The following is a 23,715-nucleotide window of genomic DNA, read 5'->3' as shown; positions in this document are numbered from 1 at the left end:
TGATTATGTAGAACAAAACCAAACCAAACAATTTAGAGCCCATTTTGCCATGAAACGTTAACATAAAAAAACCACTCAACTTGAGTGGTTTTTTTATGATTAGAAAATAACTTAAGAATTATAGTTTATTGTAAACATTTAAAGCATCTTTCAAAATAGCAACTGAACGTATTAAATCATCTTTCTTTAAAACATAGGCAATTCGTACTTCATCTAAACCAACATTTGGAGTAGAATAAAATCCCGCCGCTGGTGCTACCATAACCGTTTCTTTATTGTTTTCATAAGATTCTAACAACCATCGAGCAAAATCATCTGCATTCTTTAGGGGTAATTTCGCAATACAGTAAAATGCTCCTTTTGGTGATGCTACTTTTACACCTTCAATTTTTTGTAGTTCGGTAATCAAAGTATCTCTTCTTTCTTTATATTCTTTAATAACATCATCAAAATAAGTTTGTGGTGTATCTAACGCAGCTTCACTGGCAATTTGCGCATAAGTAGGTGGACTTAACCTGGCTTGAGCAAATTTCATTGCGGTAGACATAACTGCCGCATTTTTTGAAACGATGCACCCAATACGGGCACCACACATGCTGTATCTTTTGGAAACGGAATCAATCATAATGACATTTTCTTCTAATCCTGGTATATTCATTACCGAATAATGTTTGTCGGTTACATCATAAATAAATTCTCTGTACACTTCGTCAGCTATTAAAAATAAATCGTGTTTTTTTACAATTTCAGCCAGTTGTAAAATTTCTTGTTTAGAATATAAATATCCCGTTGGATTGCCCGGATTGCATATTAAAATGGCTTTCGTTTTTGAGGAAATTAGTTTTTCAAAAGCTGCTATTGGTGGCAACGCAAAACCCTCATCAATGGTTGATATTACAGGAACAACTTTAACACCAGAAGCTGTAGAAAAGCCATTGTAATTTGCATAAAATGGTTCGGGAATAATGATTTCATCACCAACATCCATAGTACTTCCCATCGCAAAAAGTAATGCTTCAGACCCACCCGTTGTAATGATTATATCTGCAACATCAATGGGCAAACCATGCGATTTGTAATAAGCAGAAAGCTTGGTTCTATAACTTTCGAAACCCGCAGAATGACTATATTCTAGCACTTTGATGTCAGCATTTTTTACTGCATTTAGCGCCACTTCAGGAGTTTTAATATCGGGTTGACCAATATTAAGATGATAAACTTTGTTACCTTTATTTTTTGCAATTTCTGCATAAGGAACCAATTTTCTGATGGGCGATTCTGGCATCTGTTGCCCTTTTAAAGATATTTTTGGCATAAATACTAATTTTGAAATGCAAATTTGCAATTTTTTTTACTGCTAAACAATTCCTATAACGATATAAAATTTGTTAAAATGAGAGTTGATGGATAATTATTTTTAATTTTATACAAAATCAATTAGAATGCGACTGAAATCATTTCTTGTTTTCTTGTTTTTTTCTGTTGCTCCAAGTGTGCAATCTCAATTTCAGATCACGAATGGCAAAGAAAAAGTTGCTTTACCTTTTCAGCTTATTAACAATTTGATTTTTATTCAAGTTGTGGTAAACGGTCAAGAACTCACTTTTTTATTAGATACAGGTGTTGAACAAACGGTACTTTTTAGTTTAGATGATAAAAACGAAATCAAACTATTTGATGTACAAAAATTGAAACTTAAAGGATTAGGAAGCAACGAGGAGGTAGAGTCTTATAAATCATCAAAAAACAAAGTGCAAATTAATGACTTTGTTGATTTTGACCATGTATTGTATCTCATTCTTGACCAAAAATTTAATTTTTCTTCTCAAATAGGAATTCCAGTAAATGGAATTATGGGCTATAATTTTTTCAAAAATCATCTAGTTGAAATAAATTATGAAAGAAAAAAAATCATCATTTACAACCATAATTATAAACCGCTACTTAAAATAATTCAAAGAAAATTTATTCAGGATTCGATAAATATAGAAGAAAGCAAGCCGTACTTAATATCAAATATCAAAGCAAACAATCAAATCTTTCCGTCAAAACTATTAGTTGACACAGGAAATAGTGATGCCGTTTGGATTTTTAGAAGCAAATTCAATACAATTGAATTGCCTCAAAAAAATATTCAAGATTATTTAGGAAGAGGGTTTAGCGGCAATATCTTTGGTAAAAGAGCGCGCATCAACAGCTTTGAATTTGGCAAAAAAATATTTGAATACCCATTAGTAACTTTTCCAGACTCAATTTCCATACAAAACGCCAACTTTGTACAAGACAGAATTGGCTCCGTAGGCGGTGAAATCCTTTCAAGATTTATAATCATTTTTGATTATTTGAATGGCAAAATTTACACTAGGTCAAACAATAAATTACATGACCCTTTCCATTTTAACATGAGCGGAATAGATGTAGAACATGCAGGACTAGAATGGGTGAAAGAAACAGCCGATGAGAATCCTAACCAAGGTATAAAAATTTATAGTAATGGCAATGATCAAAATATTGAAAACAGCCTAAAAATACGTTTTACACTAAAACCAATTTTCAAAATATCGAACATTAGAGTAGATTCTGAAGCCGAAAAATCAGGACTAAAAGTAGGGGACAGAATTTTAAAGATAAACCGCGAACCAGCGCAAGGGTTTACAATTCAATTAATCAATGAATTACTCAAATCCGAAGAAGGAAAAACTATCGAAATAGAAGTAGAGCGCAACAATAAAAACTATATTTTTAAATTCCAACTTAAAAATATTATATAAAAAATACGCTTTAGTTCTAGGTCAAAAGCGCATTTTATTTATTGCATCATCGGACTTGTAAATTTTTTCTCCAACAGGTTAACCACTGGTTTTTCTATAACTTCCCCTTTTATTTTTATGGCAACCCTACCTTCTTGCACATTTACAGCGTTGCTTTCTACCGTGATTGTTTTTCTTATTGGTCCCGTATGCATATTGTATTTCACCTCTATTTTTCCGGTTTTCCCAGGTAAAATTGGCTCTGTAGGTTTAGAAGGAACCGTACAGCCACAAGTAGATAAAACATTACTAATTACCAGCGGTTCATTGCCAGTATTGGTAAATTCAAATGAACGAATTCCATTATCATCCTCTTTATTCACCGTTCCATAATCAACAGTATTGTCTTTATCCTTAAACTCAATTTTTGCACCAGATTGAGCAAAAACCAAAGCATTTACAAGTAATACGGCAATCAAAATATAGTTTTTCATAGTTCAAAAGTCTTTATTGGGTAGTAAAAATAACCCGTTTAAATTAATACACAAAAATTTAATTCTTAATTTTTTCTAAAGTCTTTATTAATTACTTTTGCAATTCAGTTTTAAAAACACATGCTTAACCAATTTTGCGAGTATTAAAACAGTTAAGAGCAAAAAGTCATTGAGTGTCAGTAAACCATTTTCCTGCTGTACGTTTCAATCTTCACAAAAAAAAATGTGAAGGATTTTCACCTCCATCAGGGCTAAATGAATAGCGTAGTGAACTTTTGTATACAGATAAACAAATAACCAAATAACCAAATATGCCGATTCCAGCTCAATTCAACGCCAAAGACGTAGAAAAAAAATGGTACCAATACTGGATGAAAAACAACTATTTTCATTCAAAACCCGACCACAGAAAACCCTACACCATCACCATTCCACCACCCAACGTAACTGGAGTTTTGCACATGGGACACATGTTGAACAATACCATCCAAGATGTTTTAATCAGACGTGCACGATTAAAGGGATTCAACGCTTGTTGGGTTCCAGGAACAGACCACGCATCTATAGCTACCGAAGCAAAAGTTGTAGCCAAATTAAAAAGCGAAGGCATCAATAAAAACGATTTAACACGCCAAGAATTTCTTGTGCATGCTTACGCCTGGACCGATAAATACGGTGGAACAATACTAGAACAATTAAAACAATTAGGCTGTTCTTGCGATTGGGATAGAACCAAATTTACTATGGATTCTGATATGTCAGCATCTGTAATCAAATCATTTGTAGACTTATACAACAAAGGATCTATTTATAGAGGTTACCGCATGGTAAACTGGGATCCTGAAGCAAAAACAACGTTGTCCGATGAAGAAGTAATCTTTGAAGAAAGGCAAGGAAAGTTGTACTTTTTAAAGTATAAGATCGAAGGAACTTCGGATTTCTTGACGGTTGCAACCACACGTCCTGAAACAATTTTTGGTGATACAGCCATTTGTATCAACCCAAATGACGAACGTTTCAGACAGCTTAAAGGGAAAAAAGCGATTGTGCCAATTTGCAATAGAATAGTTCCCATCATTGAAGATGACTATGTTGATGTTGAATTTGGAACAGGTTGTCTTAAGGTAACTCCTGCACACGATATAAATGATAAAGCGTTGGGCGAAAAGCATCATCTTGAAATCATAGATATCTTCAATGAAGACGCCTCTTTAAATTCCTACGGATTGCATTACAAAGGAATGGACCGGTTTGCGGTTCGTGAAGAAATTGCGAAAGAACTCGAGAATATTGGTGCTTTAGCCAAAACTGAAACACACGTAAACAAAGTAGGAACCTCCGAAAGAACCAAAGCAGTAATAGAACCGCGCTTATCAGACCAATGGTTTTTAAGCATGGAAGAATTAGTAAAACCAGCCATCAAAGCGGTTTTAGAAACCAAGGAAATTAAATTATATCCTGCGCGATTTGATAATACCTACCGCCACTGGTTAGAAAATATCCGCGATTGGAACATCTCCCGTCAACTTTGGTGGGGGCAACAAATTCCCGCTTATTTTTATGGTGACGGAAAAGAAGATTTTGTTGTGGCCGAAAATATCTATGACGCATTAAAATTGGCGAAAGCTAAAACCAACAACCAACAACTCACAACCAAAAACCTCACCCAAGACGCCGATGCTCTCGACACTTGGTTCTCCTCATGGCTTTGGCCAATGGCTGTTTTTGGTGGAATAATGCAACCAGAAAATGAGGATTTTAAATACTATTATCCAACAAATGATTTAGTGACCGGTCCAGATATTTTGTTTTTTTGGGTTGCCCGAATGATTATTGCAGGTTATGAATACACTGGTCAAAAACCATTTACCAATGTATATTTAACAGGGTTAGTGCGCGACAAACAACGTCGTAAAATGTCAAAATCATTAGGCAATTCACCAGAACCATTAGAATTAATCGAAAAATTCGGTGCCGATGGTGTTCGTGTAGGGTTGTTGTTAAGTGCCTCTGCTGGAAATGACATTATGTTTGACGAAGAATTGTGCAACAATGGTAAAGCGTTTGCCAACAAAATTTGGAATGCTTTCCGATTGATTAAAGGATGGGAAGTTGCCGATATTCCTCAACCTGAAAGTGCAACAATAGCCATCGAATGGTTCAAAGCAAAGTTCCAAATGAATTTACTTGAAATCGAAGATCATTTTGAAAAATATAGGTTATCAGATGCTTTAATGAGTATTTACAAATTGGTTTGGGATGATTTTTGTTCTTGGTTTTTAGAAATGATAAAACCAGATTATCAACAACCCATTGACCACACCACGTTCAACAAAGCCATTGAAATTTTGGAAGCCAACTTAAAGTTACTTCATCCTTTTATGCCGTTTTTAACAGAAGAAATTTGGCAATACATTGCGAAAAGAACACCAGATGAAGCACTAATCATTGCATCGTATCCAATAATGACCTCGTTTGACAAAAAAATAATCGCTGATTTTGAATTTACCACAGATGTTATTGCCGGAATTAGAACCATTCGTAAAGACAAAAACATTGCCATAAAAGTGCCTTTAGATTTAAAAGTAATTAACCATGAAAATGCCACGTTATTTTTTGATAGTATAATTATGAAGTTGGGAAATATTGTCTCAATCGAATATATTTCAGAAAAAATAGACGGAGCAGTTACTTATCGTGTGAAATCTAATGAATATTTTATACCCGTTTCAGGTACTATTGATATTGCAGCCGAGATTGCAAAGTTGAATGAAGAATTAAAATACACGCAAGGTTTCTTGCAAAGTGTGCAAGGAAAATTATCTAACCAAAAATTTGTAGCTGGCGCACCAGAAAAAGTTCTCGAAATGGAACGCAAAAAAGAAGCCGATGCCTTGGCAAAAATTGCCACTATTAAACAAAGTTTAGCAAGTTTACGGTAAAAATATTTCTGTGTAATTTGATATTTATTTAAAATTTTGGAAAATCACCAAACTAGTTACTGTTAATTATCAGAGATGCTTACAGCGGTATCTAATGTAACGATACCGTTATTTGAAATTAATTGTCTGTAAAAATAATTAAACCAAAAATCCCGAATTCTTTTTGAGAATACTGGATTTTTAGTTAGAATTAGCAATTTACAATTTGAATCCAACGCTGAAGTAAAAAGCATCTATTTGTCTCATTTTTTGAGATACATTGTTTTTGTTCATATCGTTTAAATCGCCCTGATTTTCTATTCCAATACCTAAATTCAGATCATCAGAGAGTATGAATTTGGCACCAATTTGGGTAGAAAGTCCAAAATTCCAGCCCAAATTTGTAATAGAACTGTTTCCTGCAACGGTTTGAATTTCTGATTTAAGCAACGTATTGGCATATAAACCAATGCCAATAGTTAATAAAATCTTTGAGTCGGATTGTTCTTTGCCAAAAACCGTATATTCTCCTATTGCTTTTACTGGAATTTGTAAATACGTGTTTTTTATACTCGCAGTATTACCATTAATGGTTGGGTTCGCGTTGAATTCCATTACGCTAAAACCAGGTGCTAAATACCATTTTTTTCCTATTTTTATGGATAATAAAAGTTCTCCCGCATTAGTATTTCCGTTTAAAGAAACTAGTCCTGACTGATTTAATTTTGCAAATCCCAACTTGGAATTGGCTATCAGTTCAAATTTACTTTCTTTTTTTTCTGTTGTTTTTTGTGCGATTGCCGAAAAAGTGAGTAAAATTACAAAAGCACTAATTATTTGTTTTTTCATGATTTATCTTGTTTTTAGTTTGTAATTTATTTAAAACGTTAAATATCTTTTTTTTGTATAAATTTTTATAATAAAAGAAAATCTCCTTCTCATTTTTCAGTATGAGAAGGAAATATTTAATTTGACAAAATTTAATACCATTAAAATTGTTCTCTACCCGCAAAGTGAAAAGCACCTTCAATAGCTGCGTTTTCATCGCTATCAGAGCCATGAACTGCATTTTCGCCCATTGATGTAGCATATTTTTTACGTATAGTTCCCTCTGCAGCATTCGCCGGATTTGTAGCGCCAATCAATGTTCTAAAATCTTCGACAGCATTGTCTTTTTCTAAAAGTGCTGCAACTATTGGTCCACGGGTCATAAATTCTACTAATTCACCGTAGAAAGGTCTTTCCGCGTGTACTGCATAAAATGACTTTGCGTCTGCAACAGTCAATTGTGTTAGTTTCATTGCTACAATTCTGAAACCACCTTCAGTAATCATATTTAGTATTCCACCGATGTGTCCGTTTTCAACACCATCAGGTTTAATCATTGTAAATGTTCTATTCGATGCCATTTTTTGTTTTTATTTTAAATTTGGTGCAAAAGTAATCTTTTTATACCAATCTCAAAAACAGAATAACTATCAATTCTTGATAATTTTTTGCACTGCAAAATCTAATCCTGATTTAATTTTTACAAAATAAACACCGCTGCTTAAAGTATTTCCGTCCAATTGAAATTGTGTGACACTTGGAGAGAAACTTTGCAAAGTTTTACCTGTAAGATCAAAAAGTTCTATACTGTCAATCGCATTTGCATTGGATATATTCCAAAAAGCATTTGTTGGATTTGGATAAATTTTCAATTTAGAAGTAGAATTTTCAGTAATCGATAAAGCATTGGTAAACGAATAATTTCCACTCGTTTTTTCGAACATAACGTTGTATGTTCCAGCAGTTACAGGAATATTAGCACCAGCTTGAGTTCCGGTTCCAGTAGGAAAACTCGATGAACCCCAATTGGATGTCCATAAATTATCTTTTCTAAATTTCACTAAACCATCCGTAAAAGTTAAGTTTGAAATGCTATAATTAAAGCCATCGGTTGTACTCAAATCAATATCGTCAGCAGTAAAACCATTGAGTGCCGTTCCTAAAATTCCAATACTTGGATAGGTGAAACTGTACGCTCCAGTATTTCTATTGAACGTTACAAACCATTCGTTTCCCGGAATAAATAAAGACGGACCACTCAAAGTGGCTGTTCCACTCGGAAATATTGTGCTTCCCCAAACATAATTTGTTGCATTATTTTGTCTAAAATAAGCATTGCCACTACTGAAATAAAATCCAGAAAGTGTATAAATAATTCCGTCTGTTGTTGTCATATCAACATCTGGCGCAGCATAACCAATTTGCGAGTTTACCGCCGGACCCCAAATTCCTATACTAGGAAAACCAGTGCTTAAAATAAAAGTGTAAGTACCATTAGTTCTGTTAAAAGTAATGTCATAAGTGCCGGCAACCGTTTGAATATTTGGTCCGTTTTGTGTCCCATTTGCATTTGGAAAATTGCCACCCCAATTGATTGTCCATTGATGATCTTGTCTAAATTTTATTCCTGTGCTTGGACCAGTGGCACTAGTCAGTTCTACATTAGTCAATGTGTAATTAATATTGTCTGTGGTGATTAAATCGGTATCATTGTTCCAGTTAGGAATCGGACTTGTGTTGCCAATAATAGAAATTACTTGACTATAATTTATTTGAGAATAAAAAAAGAAAGCAATAAAGTAGAGGAATAGTTTTTTCATAAAAAATTCATTTAAAATATTGTTGTACAAGATATATCAAATAGGAGAGTATTAAAAATCGTTGTTTTCCGATAACGTTTTCGTGTTGAAAACTTACTATAATTAAAGGGTGATTAAAGTAAAATTGGGTTCTAAAGGTTTTAGTTCTTGAAATATCTTTCCTAATAATTCGCCGTTTACTGCATGATAAAATTCCGAAAAATTGAGTTTTCGTTCCTGTAATCCTTGGTTGGGAAACAATTCATTTTGTAACAATAAAATGTGCTGTAATTTTTCGGCGTGTACTTTTTTTTCTGCTTTAAGCAATCGTTTCTCGAGGTTTTCTAATCCTTTTATTTGTTTTACTTGTTGCGCTTTTACTGCACCAGCAAAAGATTTATCGGTTTGATTGGCAATAGCCAATAACTTTTCAAATTGCTTTTTCAAATATTCTTTCTGTTCAGAAAAATCAATTTTTAAACTCGAAAATGCTCTCGTTTTGGTATTGAATAATTCTTGTTGATTACTAAATAAATCTTTCCAAGAAAGTTGGAGTTTAGCTGCTTTTTGAAATTGTTTTTCGGTGACCAAAAGCGCTGAATTACGCAGCAAAAGCATTGGAAACACAATCTTGTTGTCTATAAAATTGGCTTGCAATTGCAACCAGTAACTTATTTCTCCGCCACCACCAATATAACACAAATTTGGTAAAATAACTTCTTGATACAACGGGCGTAAGATTACATTTGGACTAAATTTTTCGGGATTTGTTTTTAATAAATCTAAAATTTCTTCTTCAGAAAAAGTAATACTAGAGTTGTTAATTTTATATTGATTTTCTTCAAAAAGTATTCGTTCACGGAGATGGTCTTCAATAAAAAAAAGGTTGATTTCTCTAGGGTTTACTTGAGTTTCATAGTTATTTTTTAGTAAAGAATTAGTTTCGGAAACTTGATGATAAGCCTTTTGTGTAAGCAATTCTTCTTTGACATAGGGTATGAAAAGTTCCTTTAAAATTTTGTCATCGCCATCAAGAATTACTAAACCTTTTTTACCAAATAATTCGTTTGCCAAAAATCGTGTCGCGGCTGCAAGAGTATCTTGTTTAAGATAACTGTCTTCAAAAAGTTGTTTTAAATAAGTTGCATTGTCACCAATACCGAGTGTAGTGGAAAAAACCTGTAAAACATCCTCCAAACCTGCTGTTGAAAGCCGACCGGTGGGACCTTTACTTAATGTATTCCATTTTATTTTTGCATTTTTGAAATTGAAATAATTGATTTCTTCAAAATCATGATCCTCGGTTGCCATCCAATAAATGGGAACAAAATTATAGCTTGGATAGGCTTCTTTTAATGCTGCACAAAGATTTATAGTAGAAACAATCTTGTACAAAAAATACAAAGGACCAGTAAACAAATTTAACTGATGTCCAGTAGTAATGGTATAGGTATTGTCATGCGTTAAAGCCGAAATGTTGTTTGAGGTATGTTGAGAAATAGTAAAGCCTTTGTATTGATTTTCTAATGCTTCTACTAAAATTTTTCTGTTTTCTTGAGGATAATTTTGTTTCTTTTCCTCAATTTGACTTTTAAAATTTTCAAGTTTTGGAAAGTGATTGTACAGCGATTTTAGTTCAGGCTTTTCATCTAAATAATCTACAATTAGTTTCGTAAAATAACCCGATTTTTGATAGCTAATACAGTCTGTTGGCATGATTTAAAAAGAATTAAGGCGTTACAAAACTTCCAAAAATGTAATCATCGCCAAGACTAAAATCAGAATTTCCTTTTTGCAGCGAAACTTTTTTGAAATGAATGGTATGTTGAAAACTAGAACTTCCAAATGTGCTAGTACTTACTTCAATAATACCGCTTGTAGCTGCAACTCCTGCTTCAGCCTCCCATTGTTGTGAAATTGTGGGTGTGGGTGGTGGTAACGTGGTACAAAAATAGGAATTAGTAACCGCATTATTAAATAAGATGTAACTCAATTTGTGATTGGCATCTATCAACGCTGTTCTGGGCGTAGTTGTTACAGCATTTGCAAATAAAGTAGGGTAATCAGACACATCAAGAACAAAAGCCTCGCTTCCGTTAAAATTAAAAATTCTGTTATCAGTAGTGCAGGAACTTTTTTCAACTTGATTATCAAACCCAAAGGCTAATGGGATTGTAGGTTTGGTATAATTTCCAAAAACAAAAGTATCATATTGTTGGGTTCCGCTTGGTTTTACAAAGGTTATGTTTTTAAAAACTATATAATACCTGTAACCAGAAATTCGCGTACCATTGTTAGTTGCAGTAGGAGTTTTTATGGCAGTAGCCGTAATTTGAACTGTGCCATTTGTGGCAACCCATTGTTCTACTAAATTAGGTGTTGCATCAGGAACAGTACCACAAATATTGAGCGAAGTAACGGTGCTCGCATATTTTCGGTACGTTACTTTTACGGTTGATGATAGCGCAACTTCATATGGCACACCGACAGCAGTTTGATTTTCGGTAAAAGTGGCATCAGGAATTTCAATAAACAGCATTTCACTGTCTTTAATTTTATAAATCAAATCTTTGTCACTACACTTTTGTGCCGCCACTGAAGAAAAATCAATAGCATCAACGGTCAATTTACCATCATCGCATGATGTAATAAAGAGCAATAAGGCTAGAATACTTAAAATTCTTTTCATTGGAATTGTATAAAATTTTAAGCAAAAATAAGTTTTTTATGCTATTAAATTTTCCCTTTTATCATTTAATTAAGAATAGTACTTTTATATTTACAAAATGAAAAAAATATATCTAGATAACGCATCTACTACCCCTATTCGTGAGGAAGTTATTGATGAAATTGTTGCCGTTATGCAATCAGAATTTGGGAATCCTTCTTCCACACACAGCATTGGTCGAAGTTCGAAAGCTGTTATTGAAACCTGTAGAAAAACGATAGCGAAGCAGTTGAATTGCCAAGCATCCGAAATTATTTTTACATCGAGTGCTACCGAAGCAACGAACTGGATTTTAAGAAGTGCTGTAAAAGATTTTGGCATAAAAAGAATCATTACTTCCCGAGTAGAACATCATGCTACGTTGTACACTATTCTTGCTTTGCAGGAAGAATTTGGAATTCATGTTGATTATTTAACTGTTGATAGCAATGGTATTATTGATTATGAAAAACTTTACGAATTACTCGTTCAAGATAGTAAAACACTAGTTTCATTGATGCATGTTAACAATGAAACTGGCGTGATCAATGACATCGATAAAATAGGAGGGATGTGCCATCAAAACAAGGTCTTGTTTCATTGTGATACGGTGCAATCTATAGGAAAATCTGAAATAAATTTACAACAGTTACCTATTGATTTTCTGGTTGCCAGTGCTCATAAATTTCATGGTCCAAAAGGGATTGGTTTTGCTTTTGTTCGAAAAAATTTAGTCCTGCAACCCATGATTTTTGGTGGAGAACAAGAAAAAGGTTGGCGCGCAGGAACCGAACCGGTGCATCAAATTGCTGGAATGGCAAAAGCTTTGGATATTTCATTAGAATCGTTATCTGTCGAAAGAAATTATATTACTGATTTAAAAGCCTATTGTTTACAACAATTGCAAACCACTTTTCCCGAAGTTGTAGTCAATGGTTCAGCAACTTTTTACAATATTTTGAACATTTTACTCCCGTTTTCTGCTGAAAAAACAGCTATGATTTTGTTTAATTTAGATTTGAAAGGGATTGCCGTTTCTCGCGGAAGTGCTTGCCAAAGCGGCAGTATAAAACCGTCACATGTTTTGAGCGAAATGCTCTCTGAAGTAGATTTGGCGAAACCAAGTTTGCGAATTTCATTTAGCCATTTCAATTCCAAGGATGAAATTGATTATTTAATTCAAGAACTAAAAAGTATTTAACAAAAAAAATCTGTTTTGACTACTCAAAACAGATTTAAAAATAATCTACAAGGCTTTTGTTATGACCAATTTCTTGGTGTGCATCATCTTCTCTTGACAACTGCCATGAAAATTATAAATTAGATTGAAACATGTGCGTCGTTCATAGATTTTACTTTATTGTAATCTGAAACTAGCGATGAATGTTGTTCTTTTAACATCGATTGCTGCTCACTGGAAAGATTTTCACTGTCATTTGCGAGGACATCTTCATATGTTTTTTTGGCAACGTCTTCACCGTATTCACAACTTTCTAAAATTGATTTTCTATCGTTTCCTGTCAGTGCCGCTTTTACATCCATCCAAACTCTAAAAAACTTTCCAGTTATTCTTGTAGATTCCGTTGGAGTTCCACCAAGTCTAGAAACTTCGCTTCTCAACTCACCATTTATTTTTGCACTAGTTGCTTGAAATTGAGAAAATAACGATTTCAAATCACTTTCTTTAGTTTCATCAGCAGCTGTTTTGTAACCTTCAATTCTATCATTGTTGATTTGAATAAGATTGTTTAACGTGTCGATTGTTTTTTCTTTTTCCATTTTTCCTTTTATTTGTTTATTTTGATACTGTAAAATTGTAAAAATTAATTCTGAAAAAATTATAGAATTTAAAACAAAATTTATATTAGTACTACTTTAGTTAATTTTTTTATTCGCTTGGTAAATCAGTTTGTCAAGCTATGGACAGTTTTTTATAAGTTCCTTTAAAAACATATCGGCAAGATGATTTGTTGTTTCTTTATTAAGTGCATTACCTTTAATATCAAATGTTTTTTCGACAGTAGGAACAGAAAAATTAGCTTGAATAACCGTTGCCTTCATTTTCCATAGAATAAATTCCAAATGCGTCAAACATTGATTTCCTCCAAATATTCCGCTAGAAACGGTGGACAAGCCAATAGGTTTTCCGCTCCATTCCTCGTATAGCAAATCAATTACATTTTTTAAACTTGCGGGCAAACTTCCATTATATTCTGGCGTAACTATCACTATTGCATCAGATGATAGTATCTTTTCTGCAAATTCTAAAGTTTTTATTGAAGGATTTTTTAAAAATTTTAATCGTTCTTCAAACAATGGAAAATAATATTCTTTTAAATCTAAAATTTCTGCAATTGCCAATTTATTATCAGTTAAATACTTTTGTAAATACAAAGCGACACTGTGACTTTTTCTATCGGTTCTAATACTTGATGAGATAATTGAAATATTTTTCATTGGTAAATTATTTAGATTTTTTAGGAACACAATTCGGAACTTTTTTACCATTTTTGGTTTTCATTCCTATTTTTTCATAACCTTTCCAACAAGGGTTTTCGGTTGCTGTTTCAGATTTTTTTTAGTTTTCATTGCACTACTTTTTGAGATATAAATTTCTACTAATTCATTTATTTCGCGTTACACCATATTTAAAAATAGTTATAAGATTAACGTAATACGATAAACAAAAAAAATCAATATTAAAATGATTTAATATTGATTAGAATTGATTTTTTTAAATACCATTTGCAGTAATAATTACTATTGAAAACAGTAAGGTTATAAATAACCAAAAAAAATTGCCTGTTCAAATGCAGAGGATAAGTTATTTTTAATAGTGCAATAATGCTTCTATGATTTAAATACTTCAAGAATAAATCGCACGCAAGGGGTTCATCAGCTTTCATTGACGTGGCAATCAAATCACACCTTTAATCAGTGCGATAATTATAAAGTAAAATTCAAAAGAAATGGTGAGTCAGGATATCAAAAAATGTAAATTTTAAATGATTTTCTTAATGACCCGCAAACGATGCGTATGCTTATTTTGCTGTGCATTATAAATTCCCAAATGATCTAATCTGTCAATTCTGACTTTTCCACTGGCGTGTATAATGTAATTGTTTTCCATGATGATGCCTACGTGAATTATCCTTCCTTCTTCGTTGTCAAAGAAAGCTAAATCGCCAGTTTCACTTTCTTCTATAAAACTCAAGGCTTCTCCTTGTGAAGATTGTTGAGCAGCATCACGCAGTAATTTATATCCGTTTAGTTTGTAAACCATTTGCGTAAAGCCGGAACAATCTACCCCAAATGGCGTTTTGCCTCCCCATAAATAAGGTGCATTTAGATACATATAAGCAGTCGCAATCAAATCTGATTTTGCTTTGACTCCGCTTGCCCTCATACCTTCAAATTCAAAACCTTCTAAATTGATTTCGGTATTGTTTAGAAAAGAAAGTGATGCGCCAAGCGGAATGGGTAATAAAATGTTTTTGGCATTGGTTACATAGTCAACCAAATCAGCGTTAAGAATAATAGCATCTTTGGATAAATCATTAAAATTCTTTTCAGAAATGATTTGGTACTGTTTAGAATCTACCCAACCTTCGTAAGCATCAAACTGCAATTTTATTTTGGACCAATGATTTTGAGTTTCTAAAATTTCAAAATGTTCCCCAAACAAGACTTGCGAAACAATTTCACTGCGGTCACTAGGTTCGGCACGTAAAGGAATTATAGCAAGGTTACAAATGGCAAACATTCAAATATAATTGATAATGGATAATTGATAATTGTTCATTATCAATTGTTAATTATTTAGGCTCTTTCAATAACAATAGCGGAAGCACCACCACCACCATTACAAATGGCTGCCGCACCGATTTTTGCATTATTTTGTTCTAAAACATTAATTAAAGTCACAATGATTCGAGCACCGGAGCATCCAAGCGGATGACCCAAAGATACCGCACCACCGTTTACATTTACTTTATTATTATCTAAACCAAGTATTTTAGCATTGGCTAAACCAACAACAGCAAAAGCTTCATTGAATTCAAAATAATCTACGTCTGAAAGGGTTAAGCCGGCTTTTTGTAATGCTTTTGGCAAGGCTTTCGCTGGTGAGGTTGTAAACCATTTTGGTTCTTGTTCAGCGTCGGCATAAGATTTTATGTAAGCCAATGGTTTTAAACCTAATGATTTTGCTTTTTCTTCACTCATCAAAACGAGTGCTGCAGCGCCATCATTGATAGTAGAAGCATTGGCAGCAGTAACAGTTCCATCTTTAGTAAAAACAGCATTTAGTGTTGGTATTTTATCCAATTTGACATTGGTAAACTCTTCGTCTTTTGCAAAAATTATAGGTTCACCACGACGTTGCGGAATCGAGACAGGAACAACTTCGGTATCAAATTTTCCTTCGCCCCAAGCTTTCGCGGAACGCTCGTAGGACTGGATAGCAAAAGCGTCTTGTTCTTCTCTTGAAATTTTATATTCGGTAGCACATAAGTCAGCGCAAACCCCCATTGCATTATTATCGTAAGCATCAGTCAAACCGTCTTTTTGCATGCCATCAATCATGGTGGTCGATCCAAATTTCACACCATTTCTTAAATGTACATAATGCGGAATCAAGCTCATGTTTTCCATTCCGCCAGCTACAATTATTTCAGCATCTCCAACTGTGATTGCTTGCGCAGCTTGCATTACTGCTTTCATTCCCGAAGCACAAACTTTATTAATAGTGGTACAAGGAACAGTATCTGGCAAGCCAGCTAATCGCGCTGCTTGACGCGCAGGTGCTTGACCAACTCCTGCTTGAACTACGTTTCCCATTAAAACTTCGTCAACTAAATTTGGGTTTAAATTGATTTTATCCAATGCTCCTTTGATAGCAATGGCACCTAATTGACTCGCTGTAACAGTTGATAATGAACCCATAAAACTTCCGATTGGAGTTCTAATCGCTGAAACAATAACTACTTTTTTGCTCATAATATTATGTTGTTTTAAGCTGATGCGCGCTGTAAATTTGTGTCTAAAGTGTTTGAACTGCAAAACTAAACTTTTATTGCAAATTATAGAATTCTAACCACATTAAATCTCAAATCCTTCCAATTAAATAAAATAGCATAAATCTAGTCTGTTGAAAGTGAAGTGTTTTAGTTTTTATTTGTTTTGGTTTCTAAAAAAAGAAATGAAATAGTTGTAAATCATAGAATGATAAATTACATTTGCAACCGCTTAAAGTGAAAAAGTTCTTATACATTATAATAGTTTTGGAGAGTTGCCTGAGTGGCCGAAAGGACATGTTTGCTAAACATGCGTATGGGAAACTGTACCAAGGGTTCGAATCCCTTACTCTCCGCTTTTAATTTTCGGGGTGTAGCGTAGCCCGGTTATCGCGCCTGCTTTGGGAGCAGGAGGCCGCAGGTTCGAATCCTGCCACCCCGACTTTTTTAGTTTTTTTGCAAAAACTTATTTTGGTTCCATAGCTCAGCTGGATAGAGCAACTGCCTTCTAAGCAGTAGGTCGAAGGTTCGAATCCTTCTGGGATCACTCCTAATTAAGTTCCCAAAAATTAAATCAAAAAATATTATGATTTAATTTTTGGGAATTTTATTTTTATACAAAAATTTCAGTTAATCCTAATAATCAAAATGTTGATTATTAGGATTAATGTTTGAATAGTTATTCTTTTATAATTTTAACAGTGTAACTGTCCTTTTTATTAGTTATAATTAAGAAGTAAATTCCGCTTAATTGATTGCCTAAATTTAAACTTTCAGTTTGTATTCCAATCACATTTTCTAGTAGCGACTCTGAAATCAATTGACCTTGAATGTTTGTTAATCGAATGGTTACATCACTAGTATTAATAACGGTAAAATCAATATGTATACTTCCGCTAGTTGGATTTGGATACACATTTGCTTTGATATTATTTGTAATTATTTCATTGGTTCCTAGTGCTGAAGTAGGACAAGAAACGGATTGTAATAGATTATAATTTATAATACTACTTATTCCTAACTCTCCTTCTAATCCTCTTCCTGTTGACCATAATGCTGTAGAATTATCCATAGCTAACGAATGAGCATCACCAGCTGATATGAGAAACCAAGTATTGCTTGTCCCCACTTGATTTAATTGATTAACCGAAGTGTTGTTTCCTAAACCTAACTCACCTTGTGAATTTAATCCTCCTGACCATACCGTATTATCGTTTTTAATTGCTAATGAAAAATTATCTCCAGCAGAAATGGCAATATATTGTGTAACTGTTCCCGCCAAATTAAAACTTATAGGTATCATAGTATTGGAGGCAGTATTTGTTCCGTCACATAATTGTCCATTAGTATTATTCCCAAAAGTATATAAAATTCCACTTGAATTTAAAGCCATACTGTGGTCAAAACCAGCGGAGACTTTCGACCAATTATTAGATGATGAAATTAGTATTGGTAATAAACTTGAAGTATTTGTACCATTCCCGAATTGCCCAAAACTATTGTCTCCCCAACCGTAAATAAAACCTGTGTTATCAATGGCAAGAGAATGTTTATTACCTGCATCAATTTTTAACCAATTGTTTGCTGTTCCCACTTGTGATGGAAGATTAAGATTGGTCAAATTTCCTTGACCCAATTGACCAAATGAATTTAAACCCCAAGACCAAAGAGTCCCCGTGGTTTTAATGGCTAAACTAAATCTATTACCTGCGGAAACTGTTAACCAATCGTTAGCAGTTCCAACTTGAATTAATGTCCAAGTTGCAGAACTAAATAGTCCATTTCCTAATTGGCCAAATTGACCATCTCCCCATGACCATAAAGTTCCGTTTGTTTTTACAGCCAATGAATGATTTGTTCCAGCTGAAACGGTTGCCCAGTCATTAGCAGTTCCGATTTGAATAGGTAAATTTTGATTCCCCGAAAATCCTAAACCAAGTTGATTTGAATTTAATCCCCAACCCCACATGGTTCCATCCATTTTGATCCCCAAAGAAAAATTAGTTCCTGCAGAGACCACTCGCCAGCATCCTAAAGGTGATTGCGAAAAAACATTTGCAGAAAAAAACAAAATAATAACAAATAATTGTAATATAGTTTTCATGATAATTAGTTTTTAAGATTAATACACTTATATCAGTGGGTCTGTTACTATTTTACTTCCTTAAACAAAAATATTTTTAAATAAAATAATAACTTATTGATTACTAATGTAGTAATTTTTTAAATACAAACGTTTTCTAACAAAATAATTTTCTTTTTTAGTGATTATTCCAAAACAAAAAAATCCCAATCTTTCGATTGAGATTTTCATTTATAAGTAAGTCAAATAAGTTGTACAAAAGTTTATTTTACTTTTTTAAGTACTGCTTTGAAAGCTTCTGGGTGATTCATTGCTAAATCGGCAAGAACTTTACGGTTCAATTCGATTCCGTTAGCTTTTACTTTCCCCATAAACTGTGAATAAGACATTCCTTCTAAACGGGCTCCGGCGTTGATACGTTGAATCCATAAAGCACGAAAATTTCTTTTGTTCACTTTTCTGTCACGATAAGCGTAGCACATAGCTTTTTCAACCGCATTTTTAGCAACTGTCCAAACGTTTTTACGACGACCAAAGAAACCTTTGGCTTGCTTCATTATCTTTTTTCTTCTTGCTCTTTTAGCAACTGAATTTACTGATCTTGGCATAATTTTTTTGTTTTTTTGTAGCAGGCGTCCCGAATTGAATCAAGAGAACTTTTTGGCCATACTCCAAGGTTATTTAAATAATTTTTAACCTTAAGAATTTTTGAGTTTACTGTTGAAAGTCAAATGTCAAAAGTCAACTTACTTTAGGACTTTACAACTTTAAGACTTTAGATGATTCTTAATTGTTGTTTGATGCTTTTCTCATCTGTTTTGTGAACCAAAGCAGAATGCGTTAAAGCCAATTTACGCTTTTTGGATTTTTTAGTCAAAATATGACTTTTAAAAGCGTGTTTTCTTTTGATTTTTCCAGAGCCAGTTACTTTGAATCGCTTCTTGGCACTAGATTTTGTTTTCATTTTAGGCATTTTTACTAGTTTATTTAATTTAACTTACTTACTTTTCTTCTTTGGAGCAATGAACATAATCATTCTCTTTCCTTCTAGAACCGGCATAGCTTCTACTTTTCCATATTCTTCTAAATCTTGTGCCAAACGCAATAACAAAATTTGTCCTTGTTCTTTATAAATGATTGAACGTCCTTTAAAAAAAACGAAAGCTTTCAATTTTGAACCTTCTTTCAAGAATTTTTCTGCATTTTTTCTTTTAAATTCATAATCGTGCTCATCAGTTTGTGGTCCGAAACGAATTTCTTTTACAGTAATTTGAGTTGATTTCGCTTTTAATTCTTTATCACGTTTTTTCTGTTGATAAATAAATTTACCATAATCCATCAATTTACATACAGGTGGATCAGCATTAGGAGAAATCTCGACCAAATCTACTTCAAATTGTTCTGCCAATTTAAGTGCTTCAGTAAATTTGAATACTCCTGGCTCAATATTTTCGCCAACTAGACGTACTTCTGAAACGCCACGAATTAATTCATTAATTCTGTGGGCTGCTGTTTTTTCTACTCTAGGTTGGTAACCTCTGTTGTTTCTAATTGCTATGGCTCTATAATTTTAATTAAACTTCAAATGTTTTTAATGTTTTGGAAATCTCTTCATTTACAATTTTGGCAAATTCCTCAATAGTAATTGATATATTTCCTTTTCCCTCTTGACCATGACGACGAACTGAAATCGTTCCGTTTTTCTCTTCTTCCTCTCCAACAATTAGCATAAACGGAATTTTTTGAACTTCCGCCTCTCGTATTTTCCTGCCAATTGTCTCGTTCCTGTTATCAATTAGGGCGCGAATTTCGTGATTTTCTAGCAATTCTAAAACTTTTTTTGCATAATTTTCATATTTCTCACTCAAAGATAATATTATAGCTTGTTCAGGCATCAACCAAAGCGGGAAATTTCCAGCCGTATGTTCCAGCAATATAGCAATAAAACGCTCCATCGAACCAAATGGTGCACGGTGAATCATAACAGGTCTATGCAATTTATCATCAGCCCCTTTGTAAGTTAATTCGAAGCGCTCCGGTAAGTTGTAATCAACCTGAATAGTTCCCAATTGCCATTTTCTTCCCAAAGCATCTTTTACCATGAAATCCAATTTCGGACCATAAAAAGCAGCTTCACCATATTCAATTATGTAATTCAAACCTTTATCTTTTGCAGCACTTATGATAGCACTTTCGGCTTTTTCCCAGTTTTCGTCACTGCCAATATATTTATCTCTGTTTTCCTGATCTCTTAAAGATACTTGAGCTGTAAAGTTCTCAAATCCTAACGAACCAAAAACATACAACACTAAATCGATTACTTTTTTAAACTCTGAATCTAATTGATCTGGAGTACAAAAAATGTGTGCATCATCTTGAGTAAAACCACGAACACGTGTCAAACCATGCAATTCTCCTGATTGCTCGTAACGATAAACCGTTCCAAATTCGGCATAACGTTTTGGTAAATCTTTATAAGACCAAGGTTTTGTATTATAAATTTCGCAGTGATGCGGACAGTTCATAGGTTTCAATAAAAACTCTTCACCTTCAGCTGGTGTTGTTATCGGTTGAAAGCTATCGGCACCATATTTGGCATAATGACCGGATGTTACATACAATTCTTTTTGTCCAATGTGTGGTGTAACTACTTGCTCATATCCTGCTTTTTTTTGAGCTTTTTTCAAAAATTGTTCGAGCCTGTCTCTCAAAGCAGCACCTTTTGGCAACCACAATGGTAAACCAGCACCTACTTTTTGAGAGAATGCAAACAATTCTAGTTCTTTACCCAGTTTTCTGTGGTCACGACGTTTCGCTTCTTCTAATAATTCCAAATAATCCGTCAAATCTTTTTGTTTCGGAAAAGAGATTCCGTAAACGCGAGTTAATTGTTTGTTTTTTTCATCACCACGCCAGTAAGCACCAGCAACGCTCATAATTTTCATCGCTTTAATAATTCCAGTATTCGGAATATGACCGCCACGACACAAATCAAAGAAGGTAGCATGATCACAAAATGTTATCATTCCGTCTTCTAGATTTGATATTAACTCGGTTTTGTATTCATTATTTTTATAGACTTTTAAAGCTTCTGCTTTGGAAACCGAACGCATTTTAAATTTGTATTTTTCTCTTGAAATTTCTAAAACGCGATTTTCAATTTTCTTAAAATCGGCATCAGTTATTTTTTGGTCACCAAAATCCACATCATAATAAAAACCATTATCAATAGCTGGGCCAAGCGTTAATTTGATGCCTGGAAATTGTTCCTCCAATACCTGCGCCATAACGTGAGAAGTCGAATGCCAAAACGCTTTTTTACCCTCGCTGTCATTCCAAGTATGCAAAATTAGAGAACCGTCGATGGTCAAAGGTGTTTCGGTTTCAGTTATTGTGCCATTAAAAGCTGCCGAAATTACATTTCGCGCCAGCCCTTCACTAATGCTTAAAGCAACATCCATCGGAGTTGAATTCTTTTCAAACTCCTTAACCGAACCGTCTGGTAAAGTAATTTTTATCATTCCTCAAAATTTTATGGATTGCAAATATATAAGTTTAAAAAAACACATACAATATATGACAGCTATAATATGAAAAAGAATTTTGAAGCGAATGGCTTGGTCTATACCAGTGTACCATTTTCCCGCTTTCCGGGCTACACGGTAGCCTCTCCAATCGGGGCTATGTGATTAAGTCATTAGTTTATTTGTTAAGATTTCGCAAAACTATCGGCAGCTTGGTGTTTCAAAAAGCGTTGAATCAACGACTTAAAAAAACCACAAAAAACCTAAAAATATATTTGGAGGGAGTATTTAGAAAGCATTATATTTGCAACCTTCAAGAGTATAAAACTTGTTTTAAATGCTGACAAACTAGTATTTAAAAATAAATCAAAAATAGTTATAAAAATTCTTGTGTTATAAAAAAGAATAATTACTTTTGCACCCGCTTTGAGAATGAAAGCGCAATAAATAAAACAATACGTTCATTGCCATATTGAATTGACAGCCGTTTTAACAGAGATGTTAAGACAACAAAAAGAGAGTAAGATAATCGAGAGATTAATAAAAGACTAGCCTTTGTCTATAAAAAAGCTCGCAAGAGCGAAGACTCTGAAATTAATTCAGGGTAAACAATATACGATGAAGAGTTTGATCCTGGCTCAGGATGAACGCTAGCGGCAGGCTTAACACATGCAAGTCGAGGGGTAGGGCAGCAATGTCTGAGACCGGCGCACGGGTGCGTAACGCGTATGCAATCTACCTTTTACAGAGGGATAGCCCAGAGAAATTTGGATTAATACCTCATAGAATAGCAACTTCGCATGAAGTCACTATTAAAGTTCCAACGGTAAAAGATGAGCATGCGTCCTATTAGCTAGATGGTAAGGTAACGGCTTACCATGGCTACGATAGGTAGGGGTCCTGAGAGGGAGATCCCCCACACTGGTACTGAGACACGGACCAGACTCCTACGGGAGGCAGCAGTGAGGAATATTGGACAATGGGCGCAAGCCTGATCCAGCCATGCCGCGTGCAGGAAGACGCATCTATGGTGTGTAAACTGCTTTTGTACGGGAAGAAACAGCTCTTCGTGAAGAGCCTTGACGGTACCGTAAGAATAAGGATCGGCTAACTCCGTGCCAGCAGCCGCGGTAATACGGAGGATCCAAGCGTTATCCGGAATCATTGGGTTTAAAGGGTCCGTAGGCGGTTTAATAAGTCAGTGGTGAAATCCCTCCGCTTAACGGAGGAACGGCCATTGATACTGTTAGACTTGAATTATTGTGAAGTAACTAGAATATGTAGTGTAGCGGTGAAATGCTTAGATATTACATGGAATACCAATTGCGAAGGCAGGTTACTAACAATATATTGACGCTGATGGACGAAAGCGTGGGGAGCGAACAGGATTAGATACCCTGGTAGTCCACGCCGTAAACGATGGATACTAGCTGTTCGGAGCAATCTGAGTGGTTAAGCGAAAGTGATAAGTATCCCACCTGGGGAGTACGTTCGCAAGAATGAAACTCAAAGGAATTGACGGGGGCCCGCACAAGCGGTGGAGCATGTGGTTTAATTCGATGATACGCGAGGAACCTTACCAAGGCTTAAATGT

Annotated in this window: 19 protein-coding genes, 3 tRNA genes and 1 rRNA gene; 7 read left to right on the top strand and 16 right to left on the bottom strand. The window is 34.2% G+C overall.

The window, feature by feature from the left end:
- Window positions 1-118 precede the first annotated feature (118 nt).
- Window positions 119-1,315: a pyridoxal phosphate-dependent aminotransferase gene (locus tag Q0Q96_RS08650; protein WP_293873776.1), complete on the bottom strand. Its 1,197-nt coding sequence runs from the start codon at window positions 1,313-1,315 to the stop codon at window positions 119-121.
- A 127-nt stretch (window positions 1,316-1,442) separates the two neighbouring features.
- On the opposite strand from Q0Q96_RS08650, the gene Q0Q96_RS08645 reads away from it, so the two are divergent.
- Window positions 1,443-2,771 carry an aspartyl protease family protein gene (locus Q0Q96_RS08645; RefSeq protein WP_293873774.1) on the top strand — a complete coding sequence of 443 codons (1,329 nt, stop codon included), beginning with the start codon at window positions 1,443-1,445 and terminating at the stop codon, window positions 2,769-2,771.
- Between the two features lie 38 nt (window positions 2,772-2,809).
- On the opposite strand, the gene Q0Q96_RS08640 is transcribed toward Q0Q96_RS08645, so the two are convergent.
- Window positions 2,810-3,244, bottom strand: coding sequence for a DUF1573 domain-containing protein (locus tag Q0Q96_RS08640; RefSeq protein ID WP_293873772.1), 435 nt, complete (start codon window positions 3,242-3,244; stop codon window positions 2,810-2,812).
- A gap of 311 nt (window positions 3,245-3,555) precedes the next feature.
- On the opposite strand from Q0Q96_RS08640, the gene Q0Q96_RS08635 reads away from it, so the two are divergent.
- Window positions 3,556-6,186, top strand: coding sequence for a valine--tRNA ligase (locus tag Q0Q96_RS08635; RefSeq protein WP_293873770.1), 2,631 nt, complete (start codon window positions 3,556-3,558; stop codon window positions 6,184-6,186).
- A gap of 198 nt (window positions 6,187-6,384) precedes the next feature.
- Here the strand turns inward: Q0Q96_RS08635 and Q0Q96_RS08630 are convergent, their stop codons facing one another.
- From Q0Q96_RS08630 to Q0Q96_RS08610, 5 genes are all read right to left on the bottom strand, one after another.
- Window positions 6,385-7,014 (bottom strand): outer membrane beta-barrel protein, encoded by a 630-nt coding sequence (locus Q0Q96_RS08630; protein ID WP_293873767.1) that lies wholly within the window; start codon window positions 7,012-7,014, stop codon window positions 6,385-6,387.
- Between the two features lie 140 nt (window positions 7,015-7,154).
- A complete protein-coding gene (locus Q0Q96_RS08625) occupies window positions 7,155-7,574 on the bottom strand; it encodes a nucleoside-diphosphate kinase (protein ID WP_293873764.1) in 420 nt (139 codons plus the stop codon).
- Window positions 7,575-7,643: 69 nt separating this feature from the next.
- Window positions 7,644-8,813 carry a T9SS type A sorting domain-containing protein gene (locus Q0Q96_RS08620; RefSeq protein WP_293873761.1) on the bottom strand — a complete coding sequence of 390 codons (1,170 nt, stop codon included), beginning with the start codon at window positions 8,811-8,813 and terminating at the stop codon, window positions 7,644-7,646.
- Window positions 8,814-8,915: 102 nt separating this feature from the next.
- Window positions 8,916-10,508 (bottom strand): bacillithiol biosynthesis cysteine-adding enzyme BshC, encoded by a 1,593-nt coding sequence (bshC, locus tag Q0Q96_RS08615; RefSeq protein WP_293873759.1) that lies wholly within the window; start codon window positions 10,506-10,508, stop codon window positions 8,916-8,918.
- A 13-nt stretch (window positions 10,509-10,521) separates the two neighbouring features.
- The gene (locus tag Q0Q96_RS08610) at window positions 10,522-11,481 is read right to left on the bottom strand and encodes a hypothetical protein (RefSeq protein WP_293873757.1); all 960 of its coding nucleotides are present in this window, start codon (window positions 11,479-11,481) and stop codon (window positions 10,522-10,524) included.
- A gap of 97 nt (window positions 11,482-11,578) precedes the next feature.
- Here Q0Q96_RS08610 and Q0Q96_RS08605 point away from each other — a divergent pair, with 97 nt between their 5' ends.
- Window positions 11,579-12,700 (top strand): cysteine desulfurase family protein, encoded by a 1,122-nt coding sequence (locus Q0Q96_RS08605; protein ID WP_293873754.1) that lies wholly within the window; start codon window positions 11,579-11,581, stop codon window positions 12,698-12,700.
- A 119-nt stretch (window positions 12,701-12,819) separates the two neighbouring features.
- Here Q0Q96_RS08605 and Q0Q96_RS08600 read toward each other — a convergent pair whose 3' ends face one another.
- The 4 genes from Q0Q96_RS08600 to Q0Q96_RS08585 form a co-directional block, all read right to left on the bottom strand.
- On the bottom strand, window positions 12,820-13,278 hold the full coding sequence (locus Q0Q96_RS08600; RefSeq protein ID WP_293873751.1) for a PA2169 family four-helix-bundle protein: 459 nt from the start codon (window positions 13,276-13,278) through the stop codon (window positions 12,820-12,822).
- A 138-nt stretch (window positions 13,279-13,416) separates the two neighbouring features.
- Window positions 13,417-13,956 carry an NADPH-dependent FMN reductase gene (locus Q0Q96_RS08595; RefSeq protein WP_293873748.1) on the bottom strand — a complete coding sequence of 180 codons (540 nt, stop codon included), beginning with the start codon at window positions 13,954-13,956 and terminating at the stop codon, window positions 13,417-13,419.
- Window positions 13,957-14,500: 544 nt separating this feature from the next.
- Window positions 14,501-15,262, bottom strand: coding sequence for a C40 family peptidase (locus Q0Q96_RS08590; RefSeq protein ID WP_293873745.1), 762 nt, complete (start codon window positions 15,260-15,262; stop codon window positions 14,501-14,503).
- Between the two features lie 56 nt (window positions 15,263-15,318).
- Window positions 15,319-16,497, bottom strand: a complete 1,179-nt coding sequence (locus Q0Q96_RS08585) for an acetyl-CoA C-acyltransferase (protein ID WP_293873742.1) — start codon at window positions 16,495-16,497, stop codon at window positions 15,319-15,321.
- 286 nt (window positions 16,498-16,783) lie between these two features.
- Between Q0Q96_RS08585 and Q0Q96_RS08580 the strand changes: the two genes are divergently transcribed.
- From Q0Q96_RS08580 to Q0Q96_RS08570, 3 genes are all read left to right on the top strand, one after another.
- A tRNA-Ser gene (locus tag Q0Q96_RS08580) sits at window positions 16,784-16,870 on the top strand.
- Window positions 16,871-16,881: 11 nt separating this feature from the next.
- Window positions 16,882-16,956: transfer RNA gene (locus Q0Q96_RS08575), tRNA-Pro, on the top strand.
- Window positions 16,957-16,987: 31 nt separating this feature from the next.
- Window positions 16,988-17,061: transfer RNA gene (locus Q0Q96_RS08570), tRNA-Arg, on the top strand.
- Between the two features lie 132 nt (window positions 17,062-17,193).
- On the opposite strand, the gene Q0Q96_RS08565 is transcribed toward Q0Q96_RS08570, so the two are convergent.
- The 5 genes from Q0Q96_RS08565 to thrS form a co-directional block, all read right to left on the bottom strand.
- On the bottom strand, window positions 17,194-18,618 hold the full coding sequence (locus Q0Q96_RS08565; protein WP_293873739.1) for a T9SS type A sorting domain-containing protein: 1,425 nt from the start codon (window positions 18,616-18,618) through the stop codon (window positions 17,194-17,196).
- A 242-nt stretch (window positions 18,619-18,860) separates the two neighbouring features.
- Complete coding sequence (gene rplT, locus Q0Q96_RS08560; protein WP_126745177.1) at window positions 18,861-19,205, bottom strand: 50S ribosomal protein L20; 345 nt, start codon at window positions 19,203-19,205, stop codon at window positions 18,861-18,863.
- Window positions 19,206-19,372: 167 nt separating this feature from the next.
- Window positions 19,373-19,570, bottom strand: coding sequence for a 50S ribosomal protein L35 (gene rpmI, locus Q0Q96_RS08555; RefSeq protein WP_011921545.1), 198 nt, complete (start codon window positions 19,568-19,570; stop codon window positions 19,373-19,375).
- Between the two features lie 24 nt (window positions 19,571-19,594).
- Window positions 19,595-20,095 (bottom strand): translation initiation factor IF-3, encoded by a 501-nt coding sequence (gene infC, locus Q0Q96_RS08550; RefSeq protein ID WP_293873779.1) that lies wholly within the window; start codon window positions 20,093-20,095, stop codon window positions 19,595-19,597.
- Between the two features lie 76 nt (window positions 20,096-20,171).
- Window positions 20,172-22,118 (bottom strand): threonine--tRNA ligase, encoded by a 1,947-nt coding sequence (gene thrS / locus Q0Q96_RS08545; RefSeq protein ID WP_293873711.1) that lies wholly within the window; start codon window positions 22,116-22,118, stop codon window positions 20,172-20,174.
- A 618-nt stretch (window positions 22,119-22,736) separates the two neighbouring features.
- Between thrS and Q0Q96_RS08540 the strand changes: the two genes are divergently transcribed.
- A 16S ribosomal RNA gene (locus Q0Q96_RS08540) occupies window positions 22,737-23,715 on the top strand; the annotation flags it as partial.

It is taken from the genome of Flavobacterium sp. (genome assembly GCF_025352015.1).
GTDB lineage: Bacteria > Bacteroidota > Bacteroidia > Flavobacteriales > Flavobacteriaceae > Flavobacterium.
The sequence above is the reverse complement of the archived record's forward strand: the minus strand, read 5'-3'. Positions and strand labels throughout refer to the sequence as shown.

What these genes read in the sequence shown, in the direction of transcription:
- Q0Q96_RS08630 (WP_293873767.1), bottom strand. Translation starts at nt 7,014, where the DNA reads ATGAAAAAACAAATAATTAGTGCTTTTGTAATTTTACTCACTTTTTCG.
- Q0Q96_RS08565 (WP_293873739.1), bottom strand. Translation starts at nt 18,618, where the DNA reads ATGAAAACTATATTACAATTATTTGTTATTATTTTGTTTTTTTCTGCA.
- Q0Q96_RS08605 (WP_293873754.1), top strand. Translation starts at nt 11,579, where the DNA reads ATGAAAAAAATATATCTAGATAACGCATCTACTACCCCTATTCGTGAG.
- Q0Q96_RS08650 (WP_293873776.1), bottom strand. Translation starts at nt 1,315, where the DNA reads ATGCCAAAAATATCTTTAAAAGGGCAACAGATGCCAGAATCGCCCATC.
- Q0Q96_RS08645 (WP_293873774.1), top strand. Translation starts at nt 1,443, where the DNA reads ATGCGACTGAAATCATTTCTTGTTTTCTTGTTTTTTTCTGTTGCTCCA.
- Q0Q96_RS08640 (WP_293873772.1), bottom strand. Translation starts at nt 3,244, where the DNA reads ATGAAAAACTATATTTTGATTGCCGTATTACTTGTAAATGCTTTGGTT.
- Q0Q96_RS08595 (WP_293873748.1), bottom strand. Translation starts at nt 13,956, where the DNA reads ATGAAAAATATTTCAATTATCTCATCAAGTATTAGAACCGATAGAAAA.
- Q0Q96_RS08635 (WP_293873770.1), top strand. Translation starts at nt 3,556, where the DNA reads ATGCCGATTCCAGCTCAATTCAACGCCAAAGACGTAGAAAAAAAATGG.
- Q0Q96_RS08585 (WP_293873742.1), bottom strand. Translation starts at nt 16,497, where the DNA reads ATGAGCAAAAAAGTAGTTATTGTTTCAGCGATTAGAACTCCAATCGGA.
- Q0Q96_RS08610 (WP_293873757.1), bottom strand. Translation starts at nt 11,481, where the DNA reads ATGAAAAGAATTTTAAGTATTCTAGCCTTATTGCTCTTTATTACATCA.
- Q0Q96_RS08620 (WP_293873761.1), bottom strand. Translation starts at nt 8,813, where the DNA reads ATGAAAAAACTATTCCTCTACTTTATTGCTTTCTTTTTTTATTCTCAA.
- thrS (WP_293873711.1), bottom strand. Translation starts at nt 22,118, where the DNA reads ATGATAAAAATTACTTTACCAGACGGTTCGGTTAAGGAGTTTGAAAAG.
- rplT (WP_126745177.1), bottom strand. Translation starts at nt 19,205, where the DNA reads ATGCCAAGATCAGTAAATTCAGTTGCTAAAAGAGCAAGAAGAAAAAAG.
- Q0Q96_RS08600 (WP_293873751.1), bottom strand. Translation starts at nt 13,278, where the DNA reads ATGGAAAAAGAAAAAACAATCGACACGTTAAACAATCTTATTCAAATC.
- rpmI (WP_011921545.1), bottom strand. Translation starts at nt 19,570, where the DNA reads ATGCCTAAAATGAAAACAAAATCTAGTGCCAAGAAGCGATTCAAAGTA.
- bshC (WP_293873759.1), bottom strand. Translation starts at nt 10,508, where the DNA reads ATGCCAACAGACTGTATTAGCTATCAAAAATCGGGTTATTTTACGAAA.
- Q0Q96_RS08625 (WP_293873764.1), bottom strand. Translation starts at nt 7,574, where the DNA reads ATGGCATCGAATAGAACATTTACAATGATTAAACCTGATGGTGTTGAA.
- Q0Q96_RS08590 (WP_293873745.1), bottom strand. Translation starts at nt 15,262, where the DNA reads ATGTTTGCCATTTGTAACCTTGCTATAATTCCTTTACGTGCCGAACCT.